The sequence below is a fragment of the Saccharothrix sp. DSM 118769 genome, from assembly GCF_052936295.1.
Map to the genome: position 1 here is coordinate 3,442,566 of NZ_CP193627.1, position 22,330 is coordinate 3,464,895.

General features: G+C 73.1%; 21 protein-coding genes. 7 read left to right on the forward strand and 14 right to left on the reverse strand.

Annotation, left to right across the window (positions count from 1 at the left end; all coding sequences use genetic code 11):
• Positions 1 to 11: 11 nt before the first annotated feature.
• The 3 genes from ACRAKJ_RS15305 (at position 12) to ACRAKJ_RS15315 (ending at position 3,451) form a co-directional block, all read left to right on the forward strand.
• Positions 12 to 389 carry a DUF6292 family protein gene (locus tag ACRAKJ_RS15305; protein ID WP_447008998.1) on the forward strand — a complete coding sequence of 126 codons (378 nt, stop codon included), beginning with the start codon at positions 12 to 14 and terminating at the stop codon, positions 387 to 389.
• A gap of 72 nt (positions 390 to 461) precedes the next feature.
• The gene (locus ACRAKJ_RS15310; protein WP_438926739.1) at positions 462 to 1,673 is read left to right on the forward strand and encodes an alcohol dehydrogenase catalytic domain-containing protein; all 1,212 of its coding nucleotides are present in this window, start codon (positions 462 to 464) and stop codon (positions 1,671 to 1,673) included.
• On the forward strand, positions 1,670 to 3,451 hold the full coding sequence (locus ACRAKJ_RS15315) for a thiamine pyrophosphate-requiring protein (protein WP_438926738.1): 1,782 nt from the start codon (positions 1,670 to 1,672) through the stop codon (positions 3,449 to 3,451). The genes ACRAKJ_RS15310 and ACRAKJ_RS15315 overlap by 4 nt, the downstream gene beginning before the upstream one ends.
• Before the next feature lie 55 nt (positions 3,452 to 3,506).
• Here ACRAKJ_RS15315 and ACRAKJ_RS15320 read toward each other — a convergent pair whose 3' ends face one another.
• The gene (locus ACRAKJ_RS15320) at positions 3,507 to 4,118 is read right to left on the reverse strand and encodes an SbtR family transcriptional regulator (RefSeq protein ID WP_438926737.1); all 612 of its coding nucleotides are present in this window, start codon (positions 4,116 to 4,118) and stop codon (positions 3,507 to 3,509) included.
• 106 nt (positions 4,119 to 4,224) lie between these two features.
• Here ACRAKJ_RS15320 and ACRAKJ_RS15325 point away from each other — a divergent pair, with 106 nt between their 5' ends.
• Positions 4,225 to 4,647, forward strand: a complete 423-nt coding sequence (locus ACRAKJ_RS15325) for an ester cyclase (protein ID WP_438926736.1) — start codon at positions 4,225 to 4,227, stop codon at positions 4,645 to 4,647.
• A 30-nt stretch (positions 4,648 to 4,677) separates the two neighbouring features.
• Here ACRAKJ_RS15325 and ACRAKJ_RS15330 read toward each other — a convergent pair whose 3' ends face one another.
• The gene (locus ACRAKJ_RS15330; RefSeq protein ID WP_438926735.1) at positions 4,678 to 5,037 is read right to left on the reverse strand and encodes a hypothetical protein; all 360 of its coding nucleotides are present in this window, start codon (positions 5,035 to 5,037) and stop codon (positions 4,678 to 4,680) included.
• 282 nt (positions 5,038 to 5,319) lie between these two features.
• Between ACRAKJ_RS15330 and ACRAKJ_RS15335 the strand changes: the two genes are divergently transcribed.
• Both ACRAKJ_RS15335 and katG read left to right on the forward strand, forming a co-directional pair.
• On the forward strand, positions 5,320 to 5,748 hold the full coding sequence (locus tag ACRAKJ_RS15335) for a transcriptional repressor (RefSeq protein WP_438926734.1): 429 nt from the start codon (positions 5,320 to 5,322) through the stop codon (positions 5,746 to 5,748).
• Positions 5,749 to 5,770: 22 nt separating this feature from the next.
• A complete protein-coding gene (gene katG / locus ACRAKJ_RS15340) occupies positions 5,771 to 8,047 on the forward strand; it encodes a catalase/peroxidase HPI (protein ID WP_447008999.1) in 2,277 nt (758 codons plus the stop codon).
• Positions 8,048 to 8,157: 110 nt separating this feature from the next.
• Here the strand turns inward: katG and ACRAKJ_RS15345 are convergent, their stop codons facing one another.
• The 3 genes from ACRAKJ_RS15345 to ACRAKJ_RS15355 all read right to left on the reverse strand — a co-directional run bounded on the left by ACRAKJ_RS15345 (position 8,158) and on the right by ACRAKJ_RS15355 (position 11,678).
• A complete protein-coding gene (locus tag ACRAKJ_RS15345) occupies positions 8,158 to 9,441 on the reverse strand; it encodes a M14 family zinc carboxypeptidase (RefSeq protein WP_438926724.1) in 1,284 nt (427 codons plus the stop codon).
• Between the two features lie 216 nt (positions 9,442 to 9,657).
• On the reverse strand, positions 9,658 to 10,590 hold the full coding sequence (locus ACRAKJ_RS15350) for an alcohol dehydrogenase catalytic domain-containing protein (protein WP_438926725.1): 933 nt from the start codon (positions 10,588 to 10,590) through the stop codon (positions 9,658 to 9,660).
• Positions 10,591 to 10,655: 65 nt separating this feature from the next.
• Entirely contained in the window at positions 10,656 to 11,678 is a 1,023-nt protein-coding gene (locus ACRAKJ_RS15355) for an LLM class flavin-dependent oxidoreductase (protein WP_438926726.1), read from the reverse strand.
• 363 nt (positions 11,679 to 12,041) lie between these two features.
• Here ACRAKJ_RS15355 and ACRAKJ_RS15360 point away from each other — a divergent pair, with 363 nt between their 5' ends.
• Entirely contained in the window at positions 12,042 to 12,704 is a 663-nt protein-coding gene (locus ACRAKJ_RS15360) for a lytic polysaccharide monooxygenase (protein ID WP_438926727.1), read from the forward strand.
• 135 nt (positions 12,705 to 12,839) lie between these two features.
• Here ACRAKJ_RS15360 and ACRAKJ_RS15365 read toward each other — a convergent pair whose 3' ends face one another.
• The 9 genes from ACRAKJ_RS15365 to ACRAKJ_RS15405 form a co-directional block, all read right to left on the reverse strand.
• A complete protein-coding gene (locus ACRAKJ_RS15365; RefSeq protein WP_438926728.1) occupies positions 12,840 to 14,240 on the reverse strand; it encodes a condensation domain-containing protein in 1,401 nt (466 codons plus the stop codon).
• A gap of 41 nt (positions 14,241 to 14,281) precedes the next feature.
• On the reverse strand, positions 14,282 to 14,512 hold the full coding sequence (locus ACRAKJ_RS15370) for a phosphopantetheine-binding protein (protein WP_438926729.1): 231 nt from the start codon (positions 14,510 to 14,512) through the stop codon (positions 14,282 to 14,284).
• Positions 14,513 to 14,683: 171 nt separating this feature from the next.
• A complete protein-coding gene (locus ACRAKJ_RS15375) occupies positions 14,684 to 15,181 on the reverse strand; it encodes an SRPBCC family protein (RefSeq protein WP_438926730.1) in 498 nt (165 codons plus the stop codon).
• A gap of 31 nt (positions 15,182 to 15,212) precedes the next feature.
• Positions 15,213 to 15,440, reverse strand: a complete 228-nt coding sequence (locus ACRAKJ_RS15380; protein ID WP_438926731.1) for a hypothetical protein — start codon at positions 15,438 to 15,440, stop codon at positions 15,213 to 15,215.
• 128 nt (positions 15,441 to 15,568) lie between these two features.
• Complete coding sequence (locus ACRAKJ_RS15385; protein ID WP_438926732.1) at positions 15,569 to 16,237, reverse strand: hypothetical protein; 669 nt, start codon at positions 16,235 to 16,237, stop codon at positions 15,569 to 15,571.
• A 128-nt stretch (positions 16,238 to 16,365) separates the two neighbouring features.
• Positions 16,366 to 18,633, reverse strand: a complete 2,268-nt coding sequence (locus ACRAKJ_RS15390; RefSeq protein WP_447009000.1) for a hypothetical protein — start codon at positions 18,631 to 18,633, stop codon at positions 16,366 to 16,368.
• A gap of 78 nt (positions 18,634 to 18,711) precedes the next feature.
• Entirely contained in the window at positions 18,712 to 20,118 is a 1,407-nt protein-coding gene (locus ACRAKJ_RS15395) for a hypothetical protein (protein WP_438920596.1), read from the reverse strand.
• A 416-nt stretch (positions 20,119 to 20,534) separates the two neighbouring features.
• The gene (locus ACRAKJ_RS15400; RefSeq protein WP_438920597.1) at positions 20,535 to 21,455 is read right to left on the reverse strand and encodes a hypothetical protein; all 921 of its coding nucleotides are present in this window, start codon (positions 21,453 to 21,455) and stop codon (positions 20,535 to 20,537) included.
• A gap of 55 nt (positions 21,456 to 21,510) precedes the next feature.
• Positions 21,511 to 22,326: a hypothetical protein gene (locus tag ACRAKJ_RS15405; protein WP_438920598.1), complete on the reverse strand. Its 816-nt coding sequence runs from the start codon at positions 22,324 to 22,326 to the stop codon at positions 21,511 to 21,513.
• Between the last annotated feature and the right edge of the window lie 4 nt (positions 22,327 to 22,330).

The following is a 22,330-nucleotide window of genomic DNA, read 5'->3' on the forward strand; positions in this document are numbered from 1 at the left end:
GGCGAGGCGCGATGGGGCTGGACTTCGACGACACCGTGACGCGCGCCCTGAGGCGGTACGCGAGGTCGGTCACCTCGGCGCTGGGCCTGGGCGGCGACTGCTGGTGCGTGCAGGACGAGCACCAGGTCGGCATCTACCTGGCGCTGGACGGCCGGTTGGGCTCGCACCCCGGCCACGACGTGGCGCTGCTGTGGGACGAGCGGCACGGCTGGTCGGCCGTCGTGGAGACCGACGGCGGCGAGGACGTCGTCGTGGGCCGCCTCGACGGCCTGGCGGTGCCGCGCGCCGGCGCGGTGGCCGCCTGGGTCGCCGACCTCTTCCGCCGCTCGGCGGCCGACGCCCGGCGCGACGACCAGGTCACCCCCGACGCGCTCCCCAGGGCCTCCTGAGGCACCCGCAGTCGACCGCGTTTCACCGCCCTCCTCCCGGGAAGCCGTCCCACGAGACGGCGAGGAGACGGCATGAAGGCAGTGGTGTGGCACGGGACCGGGGACATCCGGCTGGACGAGGTGCCCGACCCGAAGGTCCTGGAACCGGGTGACGCGATCGTGCGCATCACGCGCAGCGCGATCTGCGGCACCGACCTGCACCTCGTGCGCGGCACGATGCCCGGCATGGTGGAGGGCACCGTCCTGGGGCACGAGGCCGTGGGCGTGGTGGAGGAGGTCGGACCGGCGGTGCGCGGGTTCACCCCCGGCGACCGCGTGGTGGTGACCTCCACGATCGGGTGCGGCACCTGCTCGTACTGCCGGGCCGGGTACTACGCGCAGTGCGACACGGCGAACCCGAACGGACCGACCGCGGGCACGTCGTTCTTCGGCGGGCCGGAGTCGACGGGGCCGGTGGACGGGTTGCAGGCCGAGTACGCCCGCGTGCCGTTCGCCATGACGAGCCTGGTGCGCATCCCCGACGCGGTCGACGACGACCAGGCGATCCTGCTCTCCGACATCTTCCCCACGGCCTGGTTCGGCGCGAAGCTCGCCGAGGTCGGGAAGGGCGACAGCGTGCTCGTGCTCGGCGCGGGCGTGGTGGGGCAGTTCGCCATCGCCTCGGCCAAGCGGCAGGGGGCCGGGCGGGTGTTCGTCGTCGACGGCATCGGGTCGCGCCTGGACAAGGCCCGCGAGCAGAACGCCGAGACGGTGGACTTCAACCGCGAGGACCCCGTCGCCCTGGTCCAGGAGCTGACCGGCGGCATCGGCGTCGACCGCGTCATCGAGTGCGTCGGCGTGGACGCCCAGCGCCCGAAGACCGGACCCGCCGCCGAGGGGGCCGCGCGGATGGTCGACCGGTTCGAGCGGGAACGGCGGCAGGCCGCGCCCGAGGCGAACCCGACCGGCGAGCAGTGGGTGCCCGGCGACGCGCCGAGCCTGGCCCTGAGGTGGGCCGTGCAGGCGGTCGCCAAGGCGGGTACCATCGGGGTCGTCGGCGTCTACCCGCCCGGCTTCGACGGCTTCCCGATGGGCGAGGCGATGAACAAGAACCTCACCGTGCGGATGGGCAACTGCAACCACCGCCGCTACCTGCCCGAGCTGCTCGACCTCGTGGTCAGCGGCGTCGTGGACCCCACCGCGTTCATCACGCGGCACGAACCCCCGGTGAACGCGATCGAGGCGTACGAGACGTTCGACCGCCGCGAAGAGGGCTGGCTCAAGACCGTCCTGGACGTCGCGTGAGCGCCGGCACCGTCGCGGACGCGCTCGTCCGACGACTGCGGACCTGGGGCGTGCCCAGGGTGTTCGGCTACGCGGGCGACGGCATCGACCCGATCCTCGCCGCCCTGCACCGCGCCGGCGGGGACCCGGAGTTCGTGCCCGTGCGGCACGAGGAGATGGCCGCCTTCATGGCCACCGGCCACGCCAAGTACACCGGCGAGGTGGGCGTGTGCCTGTCCACCCAGGGACCGGGGGCGATCCACCTGCTCAACGGCCTCTACGACGCCAAGCTGGACCGCCGGCCGGTGGTGGCGCTCGTCGGGCAGGTCGTGACGACCGCGCTGGGCACCGGCTACCTCCAGGAGGTGGACCTGCACTCGCTGTTCAAGGACGTCTGCGGCCAGTACCTCCAGACGGTGTCCGCCCCCGAGCAGCTGCCGGTGCTCCTGGACAACGCGATGCGCACCGCGATCTCCGAGCGCGTGCCGACCTGCCTGATCGTGCCGCACGACGTGCAGCGCGCCGACGCCGTGGAGGAGCTGCCGCACACCCACGGCGTCGTGCCGTCCTCGGCGGTCCTCGCCCGCCCGCGCGTGCTGCCGCGCGAGGACGACCTGCGCCGGGCCGCCGACGTGCTCAACGCGGGCGAACGGGTCGCGCTGCTGCTCGGGCGCGGTGCCGCCGGCACGGGGCGCGAGGTCGCCGAGGTGGTCGAGGTGCTGGGCGCGGGGGCGACGGCGTCGCTGGTGGGCAAACCGGTCGTGCCGGAGGACGCGCCGTGGCACACCGGCGTCATGGGCCACCTGGGCACCACCGCCTCGGCGGAGCTGATGTCGGGCTGCGACACGCTGCTGATCGTGGGCAGCAACGACCCGTGGACCGAGTTCTACCCGGAGCCGGGGCAGGCCCGCGCCGTGCAGGTCGACGTCGAGGCGCGGGTGGTGGGCAGCAAGTACCCGGTCGAGGCGGCGCTCGTCGGCGACGCGCGCGAGACGCTGCGGGCCCTGCTGCCGCTGCTGCACCGCAAACCCGACCGCGGGTGGGAGCAGCGGGTGTTCACGTCGGTGTCCCGGTGGCGGCGGATCGCCGGGGAACGCGCCCGCACCCCCGCCGACCCGCTCAACCCGGAGCTGGTGGTGCACGAGCTGTCCGGCCACCTGCCGCTCGACGTGCAGGTCGCCGTGGACGTCGGCTCGGCCACCTACTGGTTCGCCCGCCACCTCGCCCTGCCGGTCGGCGCGCCCGCGCACACCTCCAGCTACCTGGCGTCCATGGGCTGCGCCCTGCCCTACGGCCTGGCGGCCAAGCTGCACGCGCCGGACCGGCCGGTGGTGGCGCTGGTCGGCGACGGCGCGATGCAGATGAACGGCCTGCTGGAGCTGATCACCGTCGCCGACCGGTGGCGCGGCTGGGCCGACCCGAGGTTCGTCGTGCTGGTGCTGCACAACCGCGACCTCAACGAGGTCACCTGGGAGCAGCGCGAGATGGAGGGCGACCCGCGCTTCCCGACCTCGCAGCGCGTCCCGGACTTCCCCTACGCCGCCTACGCCGAGCTGATCGGCCTGCGCGGCATCCGCGTCGACTCGCCCGACCAGGTCGGCAAGGCGTGGCACGAGGCGTTCCACGCCGACCGGCCCGTGGTCGTGGAGGCCGTCGTGGACCCCGCCGTGCCGCTGCTCGCCCCGCACCTGCCGGGGGAGAAGGTGGACGCGATCCTCAAGGGGCTGGACCAGGAACCCGGCGGTGACCCGGAGCGGGAGCACCTGCGGCGGCAACGCGCCGCCGAGGGGCACGGGTAGCGGGCCCGCCCGGTCGGGGGTCCGCCGCTCCGGGCCCCGGGAGTGCTCGCCGCTCTCAGCGGGTGCTGTCGTCCGGTGCCGGGGGAGTGTCCGTGCCCTGCCTGACCAGGAGGACGAGTCGTTCCGCCCGGTCGGCGTCGGTGGTGGTCAGGGCGATCCCGTTGGCCAGGGCGAGGAGTTCCGACGCGGTGAGGTCGGCGCGGACGGCACCGGCGGTCTGCGCCCGGGTCAGCAGTGCGGACGCGGCTGCGTGCATCGAGTGGTGCCAGCGGTCGAACAACGCGGAGTGCCGACCGGTGCGGTCGTCGGTGATCGACAGCGCCAGTTCCCGCTTGGCCGTCACGTGCGCGATGAAGTCCCGGAGCCAGTCGAAGAGGGCGTCGTCGGGAGGGTCCTCGGTCAGGAGGGACCGGCTCCGGGCGTGGAGTTCGGCCACTTCTCCGGAGTAGACGGCGATGATCAATTCGCGACGCGTCGGGAAGTGCCGGTACATCGTGGCGTTGCCGACGCCGGCCCGGCGGGCGACGTCGTCGAGCGGGGCGTCGACACCGCGGTCGTGGAAGACGTCCCTGGCCGCGGCCACCAGCAGGTCGTAGTTGCGCTGGGCGTCCGCGCGCCGACGCCGGGGTCCCGAACGCGGCGCGGGTCCGGCGCTCTGCGGTGGCATGACCCTCCTTGCCAATCGGGGACTTCCCCGGTTACGGTAGCCGACCAGCGCAAACGGGGAGTTCCCCACTTGCGGCCTCGTGCAGTCCCACCGGAGGAGGTCCCGCATGCCGCAGGGAGCGGAAGGCACCGCGCACCCGGGACCGGGGGAGGTCCACCGGCGCTGCGTCGAGAGCTACGCGCAGGTCCTGGAGGGCCGGCTCGAAGACGCGCTGGAGCTGATCGACCCCGAGGTCGTCGACCACCGGGGAGGCACCCGGGGCGATCACCGGGGACGCGAGGCCTGGCGGCGGAAGTGGGAGCAGGCGAGCACGGGCAGCGCGTTCCGCGACGTCTCGGTGACGATCGAGCAGAACGTCGTCTCCGGCGACACCTCCGTCAACCGGTACACCGTCCGGGGCGCCCACGCGGACTCCGGCCGGCGCTACGAAGTCCTCGGCCTGGACATGGTCCGAGTCCGCGACGGCCGGATCGTCGAGCACTGGGCCCTGCTGGACGAAGAGGCGATGCGCGACCAGTTGGGCCCGTGAAAGGACCTCCCGCCCCGGCGGCGAACGGCCTCAGGGGGTCACCGGGGGAGCGGTGACGACCTCGGTGGCCGGGTCGTGGCGGAGCGCGGTCGTGCCGGCCACGACGACGGTCGCCCTCCGCCACGGCTGTTCGCGGAGCAGGAACGGCAGTTCCTCGGCCGACCACGCGGCGACGTGCCGGCGCTGGGCGTCGGAGTCGCCGTCGCGCGCCACCAGGCGGCGGTGCTGCTCGTCCAGGTCGCCCTGCACCCGGATCGAGGCGTCGACCCACGGGGCGAGCTCCTCGCGGACCACCCCGGTGCCCTCGACCCGCACGACGTCCGCCCCGGTCGGGACGCGGATCGCCCCCGGCCTGCCGTGCTCCACCCACGCGGCGGGGCGGTACTCCACCGCCCCGCCGCGGTGGAGGGGGCGCAGGACGTTCCCGACCAGCAGGTGCCCCCCAGTCGAAGCACGCGTGGTTCCAGGCGACGTCGGGCAGTCGCTCGACGCGCCACCCCTCGGCCGGGACCTCGCCCGGGTGCAGGCGCATCCACGACCTCCTCGGGAGCCGCGACCGGTCGGACGAGGGTACGGCTCGCGGCGGTGCCCGGGTCGGGGTCGGGCGGTCCGGGCTGCGGTGTGACGTAAGTAATTTGGAATTATTCCAGATAACCGCATAAGGTTGTCCCCGTGACGTCCGACTTCGAGGCCCAGCTGCGGTCGGTCTCGTTGCGCGTGACCCGTCCCCGGTTGGCGGTGCTCACGGCGCTGCGCGACCACCCCCACGTCGACACCGAGACGGTGATCTCGCTGGTGCGCGTGGACCACCCGACGGTGTCCCACCAGGCGATCTACGACGTGCTGCGCGCCCTGACCGACACCGGTCTGGTGCGGCGCATCCAGCCCGCCGGCGCGATCGCCCGCTACGAGTCCCGGGTGGGGGACAACCACCACCACGTCGTGTGCCGCTCCTGCGGCGCGATCTCGGACGTCGACTGCGCCGTCGGCCACAGCCCCTGCCTCACCGCCTCGAACGACAACGGCTACGCGATCGACGAGGCGGAGGTCGTCTTCTGGGGCACCTGCCCCGACTGCTCGGCCGAGAACACCGCCAAATGAACCGCCTGTTGGAAGGAAGTAGATGAGCGACCCCAAGGGAACGCCCCCGTCGAGCGCGCAGGGCGTGGACCAGAAGGCCGCGGTCGGCTGCCCGGTCGCGCACGACTCGGTGACCTCGCACGGCAGCGAGAGCGAGAACCCCGCGATCGACTCGCCGACCCCGAAGACGGGTGGCCGTCCCCGCGGCAACCGCGACTGGTGGCCCAACCAGCTCGACCTGTCGGTGCTGCACGCCCACTCGACGAAGAGCAACCCCCTGGGCGAGGCGTTCGACTACGCCCGGGAGTTCGCCAAGCTCGACGTCGAGGCCCTCAAGCGCGACATCACCGAGGTGCTCACCACCTCGCAGGACTGGTGGCCGGCCGACTTCGGCCACTACGGCGGCCTGATGATCCGCATGAGCTGGCACGCCGCGGGCACCTACCGCATCCACGACGGCCGCGGTGGCGCGGGCGACGGCGGCCAGCGGTTCGCCCCGCTCAACAGCTGGCCCGACAACGCCAACCTGGACAAGGCGCGCCGCCTGCTGTGGCCGGTCAAGCAGAAGTACGGCCAGAAGGTCTCCTGGGCCGACCTGCTCGTGCTCGCCGGCAACGTCGCCCTGGAGTCCATGGGCTTCAAGACCTTCGGCTTCGGCTTCGGCCGCGTGGACGTCTGGGAGCCGGAGGAGATCTTCTGGGGCCCCGAGGACGCCTGGCTGGGTGACGAGCGCTACGTCAGCGAGTCGGAGATGGCGCCCGAGGTCGGCGCGACCGAGATGGGCCTCATCTACGTCAACCCCGAGGGCCCCCGCGGCAACGCGGACCCGCTGGCGGCGGCGCACTTCATCCGCGAGACCTTCGGCCGGATGGCGATGAACGACGAGGAGACCGTCGCCCTCATCGCCGGTGGCCACACCTTCGGCAAGACGCACGGCGCGGGCGTCGCGGACGGCCACGTGGGCGCGGAGCCCGAGGGCGCCCCGCTGGAGGCGCAGGGCCTGGGCTGGCTGAGCACCCACGGCAGCGGCAAGGGCGCGGACACGATCACCAGCGGCCTCGAGGTGACGTGGACCGACAAGCCGACGCAGTGGAGCAACCGCTTCTTCGAGATCCTCTTCGGCTACGAGTGGGAGCTCACCACGAGCCCCGGCGGGGCCAAGCAGTGGGTCGCCAAGGACGCCGAGGAGATCATCCCCGACGCCTACGACCCGGCCAGGAAGCACAAGCCGACCATGCTCACGACCGACCTGTCGCTGCGCGTGGACCCGGCGTACGAGAAGATCTCCCGCCGCTTCCTGGAGAACCCCGACGACTTCGCGCTGGCGTTCGCCAAGGCGTGGTACAAGCTGCTGCACCGCGACATGGGTCCGGTCAGCCGCTTCCTGGGCCCGTGGGTCGCCGAGCCCCAGCTGTGGCAGGACCCGGTGCCGGCCGTCGACCACGAGCTGGTGGGCGACGCCGACGTCGCCGCCCTCAAGGCGAAGGTCCTCGACTCCGGCCTCACCACCGCCCAGCTGGTCAGCACGGCCTGGGCCTCGGCCGCGAGCTTCCGCTCCACCGACAAGCGCGGTGGCGCCAACGGCGCCCGCATCCGCCTGGAGCCGCAGCGCAACTGGGAGGTCAACCAGCCGGAGCAGCTCAAGGCCGTCCTGGAGACCCTGGAGGGCGTCCAGCGGGAGTTCAACGCGGCGGGCGGCGCGAAGATCTCGCTGGCCGACCTGATCGTGCTGGCCGGTTCGGCCGCCGTCGAGAAGGCGGCGCGCGACGCCGGCGTCGAGGTGACCGTGCCGTTCCGCCCGGGGCGCACCGACGCCTCGCAGGAGCAGACCGACGTCGAGTCGTTCAAGGTCCTGGAGCCGCAGGCCGACGGTTTCCGCAACTACCTGCGTTCCGGTGAGAAGCGCCAGCCGGAGGTGCTGCTCGTCGACCGCGCCTACCTGCTCGACCTGACCGCGCCGGAGATGACCGTCCTGGTCGGCGGCCTGCGCTCGCTCGGCGCCAACCACGGCGGCAGCGCGCACGGCGTGCTCACCGACCGGCCCGGCGTGCTCACCAACGACTTCTTCGCCAACCTGCTCTCGCCGGGGACCCGGTGGAAGGCGTCGGAGTCCGAGGAGAACGTGTACGAGATCCGCGACTCGGCCACCGACGAGCTGAAGTGGACGGCGACCCCGGTCGACCTCGTCTTCGGCTCCAACTCCCAGCTGCGCGCCCTCTCCGAGGTCTACGCCAGCGAGGACGCCCGCGAGAAGTTCGTGACCGACTTCGTCGCGGCGTGGACCAAGGTGATGGAGCTCGACCGGTTCGACCTCGTCTGACCCGGTGACACCGACGAGCCCGGCCGGTCCAGCGCGGACCGGCCGGGCTCGTCGCGCACCCCGGGTGAACGGGGCGGCCCGCTCGACGCGAGCGAGGCCGTTGCCGGGGGTCAGCCGGCGTAGGGGGCCTTCGCCGCCTTCGCCGCCGTCAGGAACGCGCCCTTGTTCCTCGGCCAGAACAGGCTGTCCACGCACGAGTACTGCGGGAAGAACCCGCCGCAGCTGCCGCTGCCGCTGCCGATCTCGAACGTGTAGCTCGCGATGCCCAGGGTGCCGTAGGTGAAGTCGTCGGTCGTGCCCGTCGTGTCACCCTCGGCGACCACGGTGTACCCGTTGAACGCCGCCATCTTCCTGCCCAGCGCCGAGAGCTGCGCCGCGTTCGGGTTGGCGTTCCACGTCCAGCCCCACGGCGGCATGATCAGGTTGCCGTAGCTGTGGACGGTGATCATCACGCCCTTGGTCGTCACCGGTGCCGGCTCGGTGTCGCCCGGGCCCCGCTGGTCGGGGAACAGCTGCCGGAACCACGCCTCGATCGCCCGGGTCTCCGGCTCCGACCCGGCCGCCGTGCCCTGGTAGGTCTCGCCGCACCGGCTCGTGCCCGCCCCGCCCCACTTGAACGTGGAGTTGCGGTTGAGGTCCACTCCGTAGCTCGGCGCCGAGCACGACGCGCTGGTGTTGTTGGCGTTCTTGCGCTGCATCAGCGGCTGGTTGCCGCCGGACGCGACGATGTCCACGCCGTCCGGGTTGACGATCGGCACCACCCACAGCTCCGTGGTGTCCAGGATGGACGTCACCTCGGCGTCCGTGCCGTACCCCTTGGTGACGTGGTCGATCCACCGCCACGCCAGCTCGCCCGTGGCCAGCTCCCGCGCGTGGAGCTGCGCGATCAGCGCGAACCGCGGCTTGGCCGAGGCGGGGTTCAGCGCGCAGTCGCCGGCCTGCTTCCTGGTGATGCAGATGGCCTTGATGTCGTGCCCGCCCTGGCCGCGCGTCTTGCGCCAGCTGTCGCCGATGTCGTGCACCTGCGTCAGCGCCGGGTAGGCCGCCGCCACGTCGGTCAGGTGCTTCTCGTGCTCGGCCGCGGTCCGGTAGCCGCCGTAGAACGTCTGGACGCCGACGTCCGCGCTCCGCCCGGCCGGCACCGGCTTGTAGACCGCGTCGAACTTGCGCGGCCGGTAGCCCAGGGCGACCAGCCGGTCGGCCACGCGCTGGTCGCCGACCACCTGCACGCCGCCGTCGACGCCGTGCTCGACGTCGAACCCGGCCGCCTGCAACGTGCGCTCGGCCGCGCCCGGGACCTGCCAGTAGTACGGCGCGTCGTCCGGCCGTGCGGTCGCCGCGCTGCTCCCGACGAGCACCAGCGCCGCCGCGACAAGACCTGTCCACACCTTCATCGACGGACCTCCCAACGGGTCGGCGGCCGGGCAGGGTAACGGGGGCCGCCGTGCCGAAGGCGAGTATGGGGCACCGCGCACGCGGTCAAGTACCTACTAACGGTGATCATGTGTACCCATAACGTCACATCGGGTGAAAAATGTGTTAACCGGGTGCCCTCCGCGTTCACGGCGGCGCTCGGCGCGGGAACCGGACCGGGTCCGCCCGGACGGGGGTCAGAAGCGGATCACGACCCGTCCGCGCAGCCCGCCCGCGTCCATCACCCGGTGCGCCTCGGCGGCCCGCTCGGGCGGGTACTCGCCCGCCACGCGCAGCCGCAGCACACCCGCCGAGGCCAGCTCGCGCAGCTCCTCCAGCCAGTCGGTGCGCTCCAGCGCCTCGCCGACCACGACCCGGTGCACGGTGATGCCGCGCTCGGTGCTCGCGGGCCGCCAGCCCCGCACGACGACCACGCCGCCGCCGTCGCGGACCGCGCCGAACACCCGCTCGTGCAGCAGCGCGGTGTCGTACACGCCGTCCACGCCGGCGGGGAAGCGCTCGCGCACCGCGTCGGCGAACCCGTCACCGCGCGGCACGACGTGGTCGGCGCCGAACCCGAGGACCAGCTCCCGGTCCTCGGGCTTGGCGTCGGCGACGACCACCAGGCCCGCCCGCTTGGCGAGCGGCACCACGTACGAGGCGAGCAGGCCCGCGCCGCCGGTCACCGCGAGCGCCCCGCCCGGGGGCAGGCCGAGCAGCTCCAGGCCGAGCCTGGCGGTGAGCCCGTTCATCGGCAGCGTCGACGCCTCGGCGGCGGAGGCGCCGTCCGGGACCGGCACGGCGGACGCCTCCGGCACGACCAGCAGCTCCGCCTGCGCCCCGCCCTCGGGGCGCCGGGGCGTGACGGCGGCCATCACCTCGTCGCCGACCCGCAGCCGCCGGACACCGGGGCCGACGGCCTCCACCGTCCCCGCCGCGTCCATGCCGGGCACCCACGGGGGCGGCACGTCGTCGACGCCCCTCTCCCGCACCCCGATGTCGGTCGGGTTGACGGCGGCGGCGCGCACGGCGATCCGCACCTCGCCCTCGCCCGGCTCCCGCACCTCGCGGTCGACGACGGCCAGCACCTCCGGACCGCCCCGCTCGGTGACGCCCACTGCCCGTGCCATCGCGCTCTCCTCCCGTGCGGCACCCCCACCTGCCTACCGCGGATCGCCCGCGGGCGCGCGGCGGGTCAGCGCCAGCCGAGGGCGGGCGCGACGTGGGTGAGGATGTCGTCGAGCACGTGCACGTTGTAGTCCACGCCGAGCTGGTTGGGCACGGTGAGCAGCAGCGTGTCGGCCTCGGCGATGGCCTCGTCCTCGGCCAGCTGCTCGACCAGGGCGTCGGGTTCGGCGGCGTAGCTGCGGCCGAAGACGGCCCTGGTGCCGGCGTCGATGTACCCGATCTTGTCGGTGCTCCCGCCGTCGTCGCCGAAGTAGGCGCGGTCGAGGTCGGAGGTGAGGGCGAAGACGCTGCGCGAGACGGAGACGCGGGGCTGGTGCTGCCACCCGGCTTCCGCCCACGCCTTGCGGAACGCCCGGATCTGCTCGGCCTGCTGGACGTGGAACGGCGCGCCGCCCTCGTCGTTCTTCAGCGTCGAGCTCATCAGGTGCATGCCCTGCCGGGCGGCCCAGGCGGCGGTGGCGTTGGAGCCCGCGCCCCACCAGATCCGGTCCCGCAGGCCGGGCGAGTGCGGTTCGACGCGGAGCAGGCCGGGCGGGTTGGGGAACATCGGGCGCGGGTTGGGCGGCGCGAAGCCCTCGCCCTTCAGCACGGTCAGCAGCACCTCGGTGTGCTTGCGGGCCATGTCGGCGTCCGTGTCGCCCTCACCCGGCTGGTAGCCGAAGTAGCGCCAGCCGTCGACCACCTGCTCGGGCGACCCCCGGGAGAGGCCGAGCTGGAGCCTGCCGCCGGAGATGAGGTCGGCGGCGCCGGCGTCCTCGGCCATGTACATCGGGTTCTCGTAGCGCATGTCGATCACGCCGGTGCCGATCTCGATGCGCTCGGTCCGGGCGCCGATCGCGGCCAGCAGCGGGAACGGGGAGGCCAGCTGCCTGGCGAAGTGGTGCACCCGGAAGTAGGCGCCGTCCGCGCCCAGCTCCTCCGCGGCCACGGCCAGGTCGATGGCCTGCGACAGCACGTCCGCCGCCGACCTCGCCCGCGAGTGCGGGCTGTCGGACCAGTGCCCGAAGGACAGGAAACCGATTTTCTTCACGCCCGTGGAACGCCACGCGACGCTGGTTGATTCCTCAACTACCTCGTCCGACGGCCCAGGCCGGCCGGCGGCCGTCGGCAGCCCGCGCCGTCGTCGAACGGGGGTGGCCGACCGGCCACCCGGGTGAAGGTCACCCGGCGGGGCGGCGACGTCCCGATCACCGCCGGGTGCGGGGCGCCGCCGCGTAAGGGCAGGTCGGGGCCGGGTCGGCGGCGGTCGTTCACACCGGTGGAAAAGAGGCCGTAACCATCACTCAATGTTTCGTTGAAGTTTCGCTGCGTGACGTATAGGCTCCTGATTGCTTCTGGGAGCGCTCCCAGATTGATCACCGCCGCCCACCATCCGAAGAGTGGAGGCTCAACCATGCGTCTGCGCAGTACCTCCGGGTCCCCTGCCCGACGACGAGGCGCCATCGCGCTGGCCGTCGCCATGATCGCCGGCATGTTCGTCTGGACCCCGACGGCCTCGGCGCACGGCACGATCGTCGGCCCCGCCACCCGTGCCTACCAGTGTTGGCAAGCCTGGGGCAGTCAGCACACGAACCCTGCGATGCAGCAGCAGGACCCCATGTGCTACCAGGCTTTCCAGGCCAACGCCGACACCATGTGGAACTGGATGAGCGCGCTGCGGGACGGCCTCGGCGGCAACTTCCAGGGTGCGACCCCCAACGGGCAGCTCTGCAGCAACAACCTCTCGCGCAACAACGCCCTGAACACGCCCGGCAGGTGGCGGACCACCAGCGTCGGCAGCAGCTTCCAGATGCACCTGTACGACCAGGCCAGCCACGGCGCGGACTACTTCCGGGTCTACGTCAGCAAGCAGGGCTTCGACCCGGCCACCCAGAGCCTCGGTTGGGGCAACCTGGACCTCGTCACGACGACCGGCAGGTTCGCCCCGGCCAAGGACATCAAGTTCAACGTCCAGACCAACGGCTCCTACCGGGGGCACCACGTCGTGTTCACGATCTGGCAGGCTTCGCACCTCGACCAGGCGTACATGTGGTGCAGTGACGTGAACTTCGGGTAGTTCACGACCGGGACCCACGAGCGCCCGGCCCGACGTCGGCACCACCGGCGTCGGGTCGGGCGCTTCCCGTGCGCGCGCGTCCGCCGGCCGCTCCGCCGCGCCCCACCGCCTGCCGCGCCCCGGTCCCGCCGGGGCTCAGCGCAACGGGTGGTTGCCGGTCTCCGCCACCGAGCGCACGACGAGCTTGAGCCGGTCGAGGAAGCGGCCCACGTTCTCGCGGGCGGTCGCCGTGTCGGGGTAGCGGGCCGTGACGTGCAGGTCCTCCCGGGTGCGGTTCACCCAGAAGCTCGCCTTGCTGTTGTGGGACCTCCCGACCAGGGTCCGGGCGTTCCACTCGGTCCACCGCTCGGCGCCCGGGACGTGGCGCAGGTCCAGGAACGAGACGAACGAGAACATGTCGTGGGAGTGGCGCAGCCGCACGCCGAGGACTTCGAGCACCTTCACCAGCGGTGTCTGGGCGACGCGGTTGGCGGTCCTGGCGGACCTCTGCGCACGGGGGAGGAGGTCGCGGAAGTCGGCCGCGCCGTGCAGCGGGATCTCCACCGGGCCCGCGCCGACGTACCAGCCCATGGACGTCGACCACTCCGGCGTCGCCCGCGTGTGCAGCGGTGTGATGAACCGGTGGACCGGCTGCGGCCGGAACCGGTCGAACGCGATGGCCGCCGCGGTGAGCACGCCCGCGAGGACGCTGCTGCGCCCGGCCCGGCACGCCGCCTCGAACGCCGCCGCGCCCGGCGCGTCCAGCAGGTGCTCGGTCGTCAGGCCCTGCGGCACGCACGCGCCGTCCTCGACGCCGAGGTCGAGGGGCAGCGCCGGCAGCCCGCCGCCGCAGGCGTCGAGGAACGCCGCCCACCGCACCGCGGCCGGGTGGTCCCGGTCGACCCGGTGCGCGGCGATCCGCTCCGCGCGGCTGAAGTCCACGTAGCTGCCGGTGTCGTCCGGCACGTCCGCCCGCCCGTGCACGGCCGCGTCGTAGAGGTCGTGCAGCTCCCGGATGACCGCGAAGATCGAGTAGCCGTCCGCGTTGGAGTGGTCGAGCGCCGCGATGACCGTGGTCGAGTCCGCCCGCTCGACGGTCTCCACGACGTAGCTGGGCCAGCGGGTCGCGTCGGTGGCGCGCGTGAGCCGGTCCGCGAGGCGGTCCGCGACGCCGTCGCCCGCCGTGAAGTCGCCCAGCACGGTGTCGACGACCGACACCGCGTCGCGGTCCAGGGTGAACCGGTGGAATTCACCGCCCGCCGCGAGGAAACCGCTGCGCAGCGTCTCGTGCCGGCCGATCCACTTCCGCAGCGCGCCGCGGAACGCCTCGACGTCCAGCGGTCGCGCTATTTCGAACGCGATGCCGATCCAGGTCGGGAAACCGGTGTCGCGGTCGCGTAAAGCGGTGACCACCCGCAGGTGTCGCTCCTGGTTGTAGGACGGCGGTGTCGGGTCGTGGGCCAGCGCCGACGCCGCCGGCAGGTCCGGCACGTGCGGCCTCCACTCCCGGAGGCGGCCGGCGCGGACGGGGTAGTCGGACAGTTCAGTCGTCTTCACGTGGTGTCACCGGTGCCCTGGTCAGGGGATCGGCGCGGGTCTCAGGCCCGCCCGCTCCGGTCCGCCACGAGCTCGGCGATGGCGCCCACGGTGGGCAGTTCCTTCAGCTCCCGCTCGGTGATCGCGACGCCCAGCTTCTCCTCCAGCGCCACGGACAGCTCGACGAGGGCCAGCGAGTCCAGGTCGACCTGGTCCGGCGTCGTGTCCGGGCCGATGTCCCGGGTGGGCACGCCGATCGTGTCGGTGAGGATCACGATCACTTCGTCGAGCATGGGTACTCCTCGCGCCGAGGTGCGCGTCAACGCACCGCGATTCCGTTCTGGTGGGGTCTTCGAGCGCGGAACGGTACCACCGAGCGGTTCACTTTCCGGCAGGTGTGTTGAAGGAAGGAAAAATCCACACGAATGAGTGATTTATAGGGTGTCGGCGCGATCGGGGAATTGTTATTTTGGTATATCGCCGCCGGTCTGGTCCTCGGCGTCCGCCCCGAGGTGCGCGGCGAGGTTCGCCAACGAGGAGGCGATCCCGGCGGCGTGGTCCTCGGCGGAGATGCCGTCGGGGACGTCGTCGGCGCGGACGTCCACGCGCGTGCCGGTGCCGACCGCGGTGACCTCCCACGTCATCGTCATCGTGCCGGCGAAGGCGGGGTCGTCGGAGACGAAGTCGACCGCCTGCACGACGCGCCGCCCGGGGACGAGGTCCACGAACCGCGCTTCGACGACGTCGGAGTCGGCGGTGGCCTTGCCGGGCGAGCCCGACGCGTCCGCGTAGGTCAGGACCAACCGGTACGACCCGCCCGGGCGGGCGTCGAAGCGGTCGAACCCGCCGCTCATCCCGGTGGGCGGCAACCAGGCCGCGAGCGCGTCCCGGTCGACGAGCGCCGCGTACACGCGCTCCGGCGGGGCGGCGATCACCCGCGATCCCGTGTCGGTCCTCGGCACGGTGCCATCCTAGGCGTCCGCCCGCCGCGGGTCACTCGCCGCGCACGGCACGCCGTCCCGTGCGCCACTTCCTCGCGTACGGCAACGAGAACAGGTAGAGACCGGTGAGCAGCAGCACGAGGAGCGGCGGCAGCGGGAGGTAGAACACCCAGGGCGCGGACCCCGCCTGACCGAGCGCGGCGAAGCAGGCGATCACGGTCACCGTGAAGGCGATGGACACCCAGCGGTGCAGTCGGCGGACGCGCTTGTCGCCGTTCATCGGGAACTCCTCGGGATCGGTGGGGCGCGTCCGGCGCGCCCCCGTGCCGAAGACGCTAGATATCGCACACCGCCCCGTGCTTCTCGATTCCTGACCGCTTCGGCGCGTGCGGTCCCGGCCCGGCGCGCTCAGGGGAGCGCGGCGGGGTCCTCGCCCCGCTCGTCGAAGTCGCGGCCGAGGTACCGCGCCCAGCCCTCCGGGTAGTGCGCGCCCCGCGCCCGGGTGCGGCTGTGGTGCTCGACCCACGTCGCCAGCTCCGCCAGGCCGCGGCGCAGGGGTTCGCCCTCGTCGCGCGCGATCGCCCGGTCCCACCACAGGGCGTGGACGCCGATCAGCTCGTGCAGGAACGGGAGGTCGGCGATGCCCGCGACCCGTGCCGCGTTGACGCGCTCGAAGTAGCGCAGCACCACGTTGGCGTCCCGGAGCGGCCTGCCCGACGCCGGGTCGGCGTAGGTGGCGATCCCGTCGTCGGCGCGCAGGCGGGCGAGCGCGACCGGCCGGACCTTCCCGTTCTCCCGGGCACCCTGGAGGTGGACGAGCAGGCGGACGCGGGCGGTCTGGACGTCACCCGCCGTCAGCTCGGCGTGCAGGCCCAGGGCCCGGTCGACCTTGCGGTTGTGGTTGTCGGACAGGAGCGAACCGGCGCCGAAGACCAGCGCGACGGTCACGCCCAGCGCCTGCACGCCCGTGGCCAGCGCCTGGTACTGGTCCGCGTTCAGGAACCAGATCGGCACGACGAGCAGGACCGCGGTGGCGCCGGTGAGGACGGCTGCCGCCCACAAGAGGCTGCGTTGCATGGTTCTCGCTCCCGGACGGGTGATCGGCTCCTCGGGCGGACCGAGTATCGGGGATCACCGCTCCCGCCGGGGGCGGAACGCGCGCGGGAGGGGCGCGGGAGGGGCAGCCCCTCCCGCGCGCTGTTCGATCAGACGACCTTCGGGTGAACCTGGGTCTCACGCCCGGTGACGGCGTCGATCGCGAACACCCGCTCGACGCGGGGGTTCGCCTGGAGCGTCGGGAAGTCCGCCAGCGCGACCGGGCCGCCGTCGGCGCGGTTGGGGCCGACCACGAGGTACACGTCACCGCTCGCGCTGCGGGCCGGGCTGGCCGCGACGGTGTCCGAGGTGTCCCGCGCCTCCCGGTCCGGCCGGCCGGGCTCGTCGCGCACGTCCAGGTTGGTCATGAACTCGGCGAGGTCCATGAGCGAGTGCCGCCGGCCCTGGGCGTCGATGGTGTCGCCGGCCCAGAAGAAGGACCCCTCGCCCCTGGTGGCGAGGATGTCGCGGATCTTCTCCTGCCAGCGCTCGCCCTCCTCGGTAGGGAGGTCGCGCAGGTCGAGGCAGGGCTCGCCGTCCACCGAGGTGACGGGGAACCCGTGCAGCTCCCGCTCCGACCGCCCCTCGTGCCCACCCGCGCCGCCGCCACCACCCGCGCCGCTGCCGCTGCCGTCTTCGTGCTCGCCGTCGCCGCGCTCCCGGCCTTCACGACCCTCGCGGCCTTCACGGTCGCGACCGTCCTGGTCACGTCCCTCGCGGTCACGACCCCCGTGCTCACGGTCGTGCTGGTCGCGGTCGCCGCGCCCACCCTGCTCCCCGGGCGACTGCTCGCCCGGACGGGGACCAGGGTTGTCCGAGCCACCGGTCGAGCCGCTGCCGGTGCCGCTGCCGCTGCCGAGGTCGGGAATTGTGGGCTGTGTGAACAAGTCCTTCGGCACCACGGGGATGGGCGGCGTCGGAGGCGGCGTCATGCCGCCGGCCGGCGAAGTCCCACCACCGCCCGAACCTGCGGAGCCGCCACCGATCGAGCCGCTGCCGCTGCCGAGGTCGGGGATCGTGGGTTGTGTGAACAAGTCCTTCGGCACCTCCGGAATCGGAGGCGTCGGAGGGGGCATCATGCCGCCTGCCGGTGAGGTCGTACTACCGCCCAACGGGCCGGAGCCGCCGCCGGTCGAGCCCGAGCCGCCGCCAGTCGAGGCCGAACCGCCGCCGGTGCCGAGGTCGGGGATTGTGGGCTGTGTGAACAATTCCTTCGGGACTTCGGGGATCGGAGGCGTCGGCGGTGGCGTCATGCCGCCTGCCGGTGAGGTCGCGCTGCCGCCCAATGGGCCCGAGCCGGAGTTGCCCGTGGCGAGGTCGGGGATCGTGGGCTGTGTGAACAAGTCCTTCGGCACCTCCGGGATGGGAGGCGTCGGCGGCGGTGTGGTGCCTGCCGAGGGGGTGGTGCCGCCGGTCGTGGGGGTGGGCTTGAGGGCGTCCGCCAGGGCCGCGCCGCCACCGCCGCCGGTGTTGCTGCCGCCGTTGCCGGTGGGGACGGCGGGCGGGTCGGGGATTTCCGGGAAGGCGGGGACCGGTGCCGGAGTGGGGGATGTGGCGGTCTGCGCGGGCGTGGCGGCGGTTCGGGCCTCTCCCGCCGTGCTGCCGCCGGGGGTGGTGGGTGTGTTGCCGGGGACGGACGGCTTCGTCGGGGCTGCGGCGGTGGGCGCGCCCGGCGTGTTCGGGATCGTCGGCGTCGGCGTCGGGGGCATCTGACCGGTGGGGAGCGTGGCCGCCTGGCCGGTCGGCGCACCGCCGCCCTGGCCCGTGGGCAGGGTGCCCTGCGCGGTCTGGGCCTCCGGGCCGGTGGACTTCGAGGCGTGCGTGGTGCCGTCCGCGCCCGGGACCTGACCCGTCGGCGAGACCGGCGGGCCTTCGGGAGTCGGGACGCCGCCGCCTCCTCCGGAACCGGCGGGACCGCCGGGCACGTCCTGGACCGGCGTGACCGGCGGGCCCTGGGGAGCCGCGGTGCCGCCGGGGCTGTCGGCGGGCGCGCCCTGCGGCTTCTCGGCGATCTGGGCGGGTTCGAGCTTGGCGAACTGCTCGCCGCCGGCGTGGTCGGCCTGCTGCTGGGTCTGCGCGGTGGCCCTCAGGCCCTCGCCGATGAGGCCCAGCGCCGAGGCGGCCCTGCCCGTCAGCTCGATCGACCTGCCGTTGGAGGCGTTGAACGCCTCGACGGCGAACGCCCCGGCGGTGCCGAACGCGTTGCCCGCCAGCGACTGGCCGGACAGCTTCGACGACACCTCTTCATACCCGGTGCGCAGCTGGTCGGCCTGCTGCTGGAGCGCGTCCATGCCGGACTGCTCCATCGTGAAGCCCGACTCGCCGCCAGGGCCGGGAGGGGGCGTGACGATCGTGGTGGGGGACAGGTCGGTGACCATGGCGTTGCCTCCGTGGAACGCAGGGAAGTGGAAGGGCGGGGAGCTTCTCGGCCGGGCGGTCGCGAGGACCGCCTTCGCCTACTCGGTCTCCGCGACCCTGCGGACCGTCGCCTCACGCGCCTCCACGTACTCGGCGGCGCGGTAGTGGGTGACGGGTTCGACGGGGCGCGTCGCCTGCACCATCGGCTGCGCCTCGTGCTGGACGGTGGCCTCCACGGCCTCCACGCGCGTCGCCTGCATCATCGGCTGCGCCTCGCGGTAGACGGGTGCTTCCACTCGGCTCGCCTGGAGCTGTTCGCCCTGCACGGCGTAGCCCCGCATCATCGGCTCCGCCTGGACGGCTTGCACGGCCTGGCGCGCCTGCATCATCGGCTCGGCCTGGACGGCCTGGACGGCCTGGACGGCCTGGACGGCCTGGACGGCCTGGACGGCCTGACGGGCTTGCATCATCGGCTCTGCCTGCACCGCCTGGCGTGCCTGGAGCGGTTCCGCCGCCGTGTAAGCGGTGGGGCGCAGTGCCTCGTACTGCTGGGCGGCGACCACGCGCTGGGCTTCCGCTGGGCGTTCCGCCGCCGTGTAGGCCGTGGGACGCAGTGCTTCGGACTCCTCGACCGCGACCATCCGCTGGGCCTGCACGGGCCGCAGGGCCTGTGCGGTGGCCTGGGGTTCCTCGCCCGCGCTCGCCAACCGCACGGACGCGGTGCGGGCCACCGTCGTGCCCGTCTCCCCGCCCGCGGCGGCCGCGAAGCGCTCCCAGTTCCGGCCGACCTCGTCGGCGATGTCGTCAAGCTGCTTGATGCGGTCGACCTGGCGGGTCAGGGCCGCGTTCAGGTCGTCCATCTTGGCCGCGATGCTCGCGCCGAGCTGGCTCGCGCTGGTCACCACCGAACCCAGGAACACCGCGAGGGACGCGCCGAAGGTGGCCGGGGCGAAGGTGTAGGCGGTGATCGCGCCCGGCACCAGCGAGTCGGAGTACTGGCCGATGCTGTAGAGCAGGGCCTCGCGCAGCGCCTGCACCATCGCGCCGGTGTGCTCGACGACCACGCCCTTCGCGGCGACCGCGCCGGCCACCGAACCCAGCTCCTCGCCGAGGGTGTCCATGCTGCCCTGGTAGGCGTCCGCGGCCTTGCCGGTCCACCCCTGGGGCTTGGCCAGCGTCTCGCGCTGGGTGCCGGCCAGGTCGCGCATCCGCTCGGCGGCGGCGCGGATCGCGTCCGCCGTGGCCCGCACGCCCTGCGGGTCGCCCTGCAACTGGTCGACCGGTTCCCGCAGGAAGGCCACGTAGTCGACCGCCCAGCCGGCGACGCCCCGCAGGGTCGCGAACGGGTCGTCGGCGACCTGGGCACCGGTGGGCATGCCCACCACGGACTGCGGCTCGGCTTCCGCCGCCTTGCCGATCGCCTCGATCCGCTGGTCGACGTCGCCCGGGGCCGCCCTCCTCTTGAGCGCGTGCACGGGAGTCATCGCGGCGGTGCCTGTTGCCATGGAGCCGGACCTTCCTCAGAGCGCTGGGTGTCGAGCCGGGACGGGTCTCCGGGGGTGGACGCCTGACCCGGGGAGTCAAGTGATCGTCGCCAACGCCGCGCCAACGCCGATCCAACGACCGGTGACCGACGACCGGCTCGCGTCGCGGGTCAGCCGGTCAGGAGCGCGGACCGGGGAAGGTGACCCCGGTCAGGTCCTCGGAGACCTGCCACAGCCGGCGCGCCACCTCGACGTCCCGCGTCGGGGTGCGCGGCGGTGGCGATCACCGGTGAGCGCGAAGTGCGCCGGGTGGTCGGTCCCGAACTGGAGTTCGAAATTGTTGATCACCACGTTGACGGGCCCACCGGAGCGGATCGGGATCGTGCTGTTCACGACGTTCCAGGGCATCGCCTCGATCGCAACGGCGGCATCGTCGGTCAGGCGTTCGCCAGGCGGAGGCGTTCGGCGGCCTGCGCGCGGACGGCGTCGCAGGACACCGGGGCGTTGCGGTGCACGGCCTCCCAACGGGCGTTGTGCGCGGCGAGCCAGAGACCGGCCGCCCACGCGACCTCCTGCTCCTCGGCGCTGAACCGGCGCCCGCGGAAGTCCTGGTAGGCGGCCAGGAACGCGGCGGAGCTGTCGACCGGGGCCAGGGTCGGCGGCGAGGCGCCGGCGAACGTCCCGGCCGCCGCGCCCACCAGGGCCGCCTCCGGCTGCCACGCCAGGCTGTCCCAGTCGTGCACGGCCCACACCTCACCGCCGCGCCGGCGGAGGTTCTGCGCCTCGAAGTCGGCGTGCCCCAGCACGCACGGCAGGTCGGCGGCCCGCAACCGCGCGCGGACCCGGGCGGCGGTGTCGACGACGTACCCGGGCACGGCGTCCTGGTCCCGTTCGTCCAGCTCGCGGATCGCGGGCCACAGGTCAGGCCCGGTGTGGTCCCACCGCACCCAGCGCGGGTTCGGCAGCGGCGGCGGGACGGTCACGTCGGCCAGCCCGCCCACCAGCCGGGCGAACACCTCCGCGCAGCGGGCCGCGACGTCCGGCGAGTCACCGCGCAGCAGGTCGCCGCCGGGCCGGAACTCCTCGGCGTGCACGGCCAACGCGCCCACGCGCACCGCCGGTGTGAGCGGCCGGGGGCACGGGAAGCCCCGTTCCGCCAACCGCGCCTGCGCGGCGACGCACGACGCGGCCCGACCACCGTCCTCCCGCGCCTTCACCACGACCTCGTGCCCGCCTGCCAGCCGCAGCCCGAACACCGCCGACATCTGCCGCAGCTCGAACAGCACAGCGACCGGCTCGTTCCCCAACCGGTCGGCGCACCAGCCCGGCAGCCAGGGTGGGAGGTCGTCCAAGGGCACCGTGAGGACTCTGCCAGGACGAGTCGGGCCGGGCCTCCGGGCGGATCGGGTGGCCTCAGGCCATGACGGGCGGGTGTGCCGGTTTCGCGCCCAGTCGTTCGAGGAGGCCGATGATCATGTCGACCTTGGCGGTGATGGTGTCCGGGTCGATGCGCTTGGCCGATGTGGCGTAGGCGAAGCCGGCTTCGAAGGTCAGCAGGATGGGCATCGGACCTTGGAAGGGGCTGAGGCCGGCTTCGTCGACCAGCCATTCGGCGACTTCGGGTGTGAAGGCGCGGGACGCGGCGGCCGGGTCTGTGGAGAACACGGTGAACTCGTGGTTCGCCGGTTCCGGCAGCCTGACCGGCAGCCAGTCCAGTTGGTCACGCGCGACTGTCGATGGTGCTTCGCCGGCCGGTCCGGTGGCCTGGGCTTGGGCGGGGGTGAGCGGTCGGCCGCCAAAGCCGACGTGGAGTCGTCGGCAGATCTTCATCGCCGGCAGGAGCGAGGTCGCCACCTCGATCCGGTGTTCGTAGATGATGGTGCTGCTGGCGGTGACCACGTGTTTTTCGATGGATGCTTCGCTGACGCGTACGGACCAGTCGCCTCGTTGGAAGTCGAGTGCGGTTTCGAAGCGGGCGCGTCGCACGGTGCCCATCAGGTTGATCAGGCCGCCGGTCTCGCTCTCCATCGGCCGCCGGAGTTCGGTCGTCCAGGCGCGAGCCCGGTCCCGACCGACCACCGTTCCGCCGAGGGTCGTTGCGAGTGCGGCCAGTGCGTCGGCGTGCTCCCGTTGCTTTCGGCGGTTCCGACGCCAACCCCACCAGTAGATGAGGGCGAACAGGGCCAGGAGGGTCGCGATGAGCAGTGTGACGCGCGCGGCGAAGTCCATCAGG

What these genes read in the sequence shown, in the direction of transcription:
- ACRAKJ_RS15405 (WP_438920598.1), bottom strand. Translation starts at nt 22,326, where the DNA reads ATGGACTTCGCCGCGCGCGTCACACTGCTCATCGCGACCCTCCTGGCC.
- ACRAKJ_RS15385 (WP_438926732.1), bottom strand. Translation starts at nt 16,237, where the DNA reads ATGCAACGCAGCCTCTTGTGGGCGGCAGCCGTCCTCACCGGCGCCACC.
- ACRAKJ_RS15350 (WP_438926725.1), bottom strand. Translation starts at nt 10,590, where the DNA reads ATGGCACGGGCAGTGGGCGTCACCGAGCGGGGCGGTCCGGAGGTGCTG.
- ACRAKJ_RS15325 (WP_438926736.1), top strand. Translation starts at nt 4,225, where the DNA reads ATGCCGCAGGGAGCGGAAGGCACCGCGCACCCGGGACCGGGGGAGGTC.
- ACRAKJ_RS15370 (WP_438926729.1), bottom strand. Translation starts at nt 14,512, where the DNA reads ATGCTCGACGAAGTGATCGTGATCCTCACCGACACGATCGGCGTGCCC.
- ACRAKJ_RS15310 (WP_438926739.1), top strand. Translation starts at nt 462, where the DNA reads ATGAAGGCAGTGGTGTGGCACGGGACCGGGGACATCCGGCTGGACGAG.
- ACRAKJ_RS15305 (WP_447008998.1), top strand. Translation starts at nt 12, where the DNA reads ATGGGGCTGGACTTCGACGACACCGTGACGCGCGCCCTGAGGCGGTAC.
- ACRAKJ_RS15360 (WP_438926727.1), top strand. Translation starts at nt 12,042, where the DNA reads ATGCGTCTGCGCAGTACCTCCGGGTCCCCTGCCCGACGACGAGGCGCC.
- ACRAKJ_RS15380 (WP_438926731.1), bottom strand. Translation starts at nt 15,440, where the DNA reads ATGAACGGCGACAAGCGCGTCCGCCGACTGCACCGCTGGGTGTCCATC.
- ACRAKJ_RS15345 (WP_438926724.1), bottom strand. Translation starts at nt 9,441, where the DNA reads ATGAAGGTGTGGACAGGTCTTGTCGCGGCGGCGCTGGTGCTCGTCGGG.
- ACRAKJ_RS15390 (WP_447009000.1), bottom strand. Translation starts at nt 18,633, where the DNA reads ATGGTCACCGACCTGTCCCCCACCACGATCGTCACGCCCCCTCCCGGC.
- katG (WP_447008999.1), top strand. Translation starts at nt 5,771, where the DNA reads ATGAGCGACCCCAAGGGAACGCCCCCGTCGAGCGCGCAGGGCGTGGAC.
- ACRAKJ_RS15320 (WP_438926737.1), bottom strand. Translation starts at nt 4,118, where the DNA reads ATGCCACCGCAGAGCGCCGGACCCGCGCCGCGTTCGGGACCCCGGCGT.
- ACRAKJ_RS15395 (WP_438920596.1), bottom strand. Translation starts at nt 20,118, where the DNA reads ATGGCAACAGGCACCGCCGCGATGACTCCCGTGCACGCGCTCAAGAGG.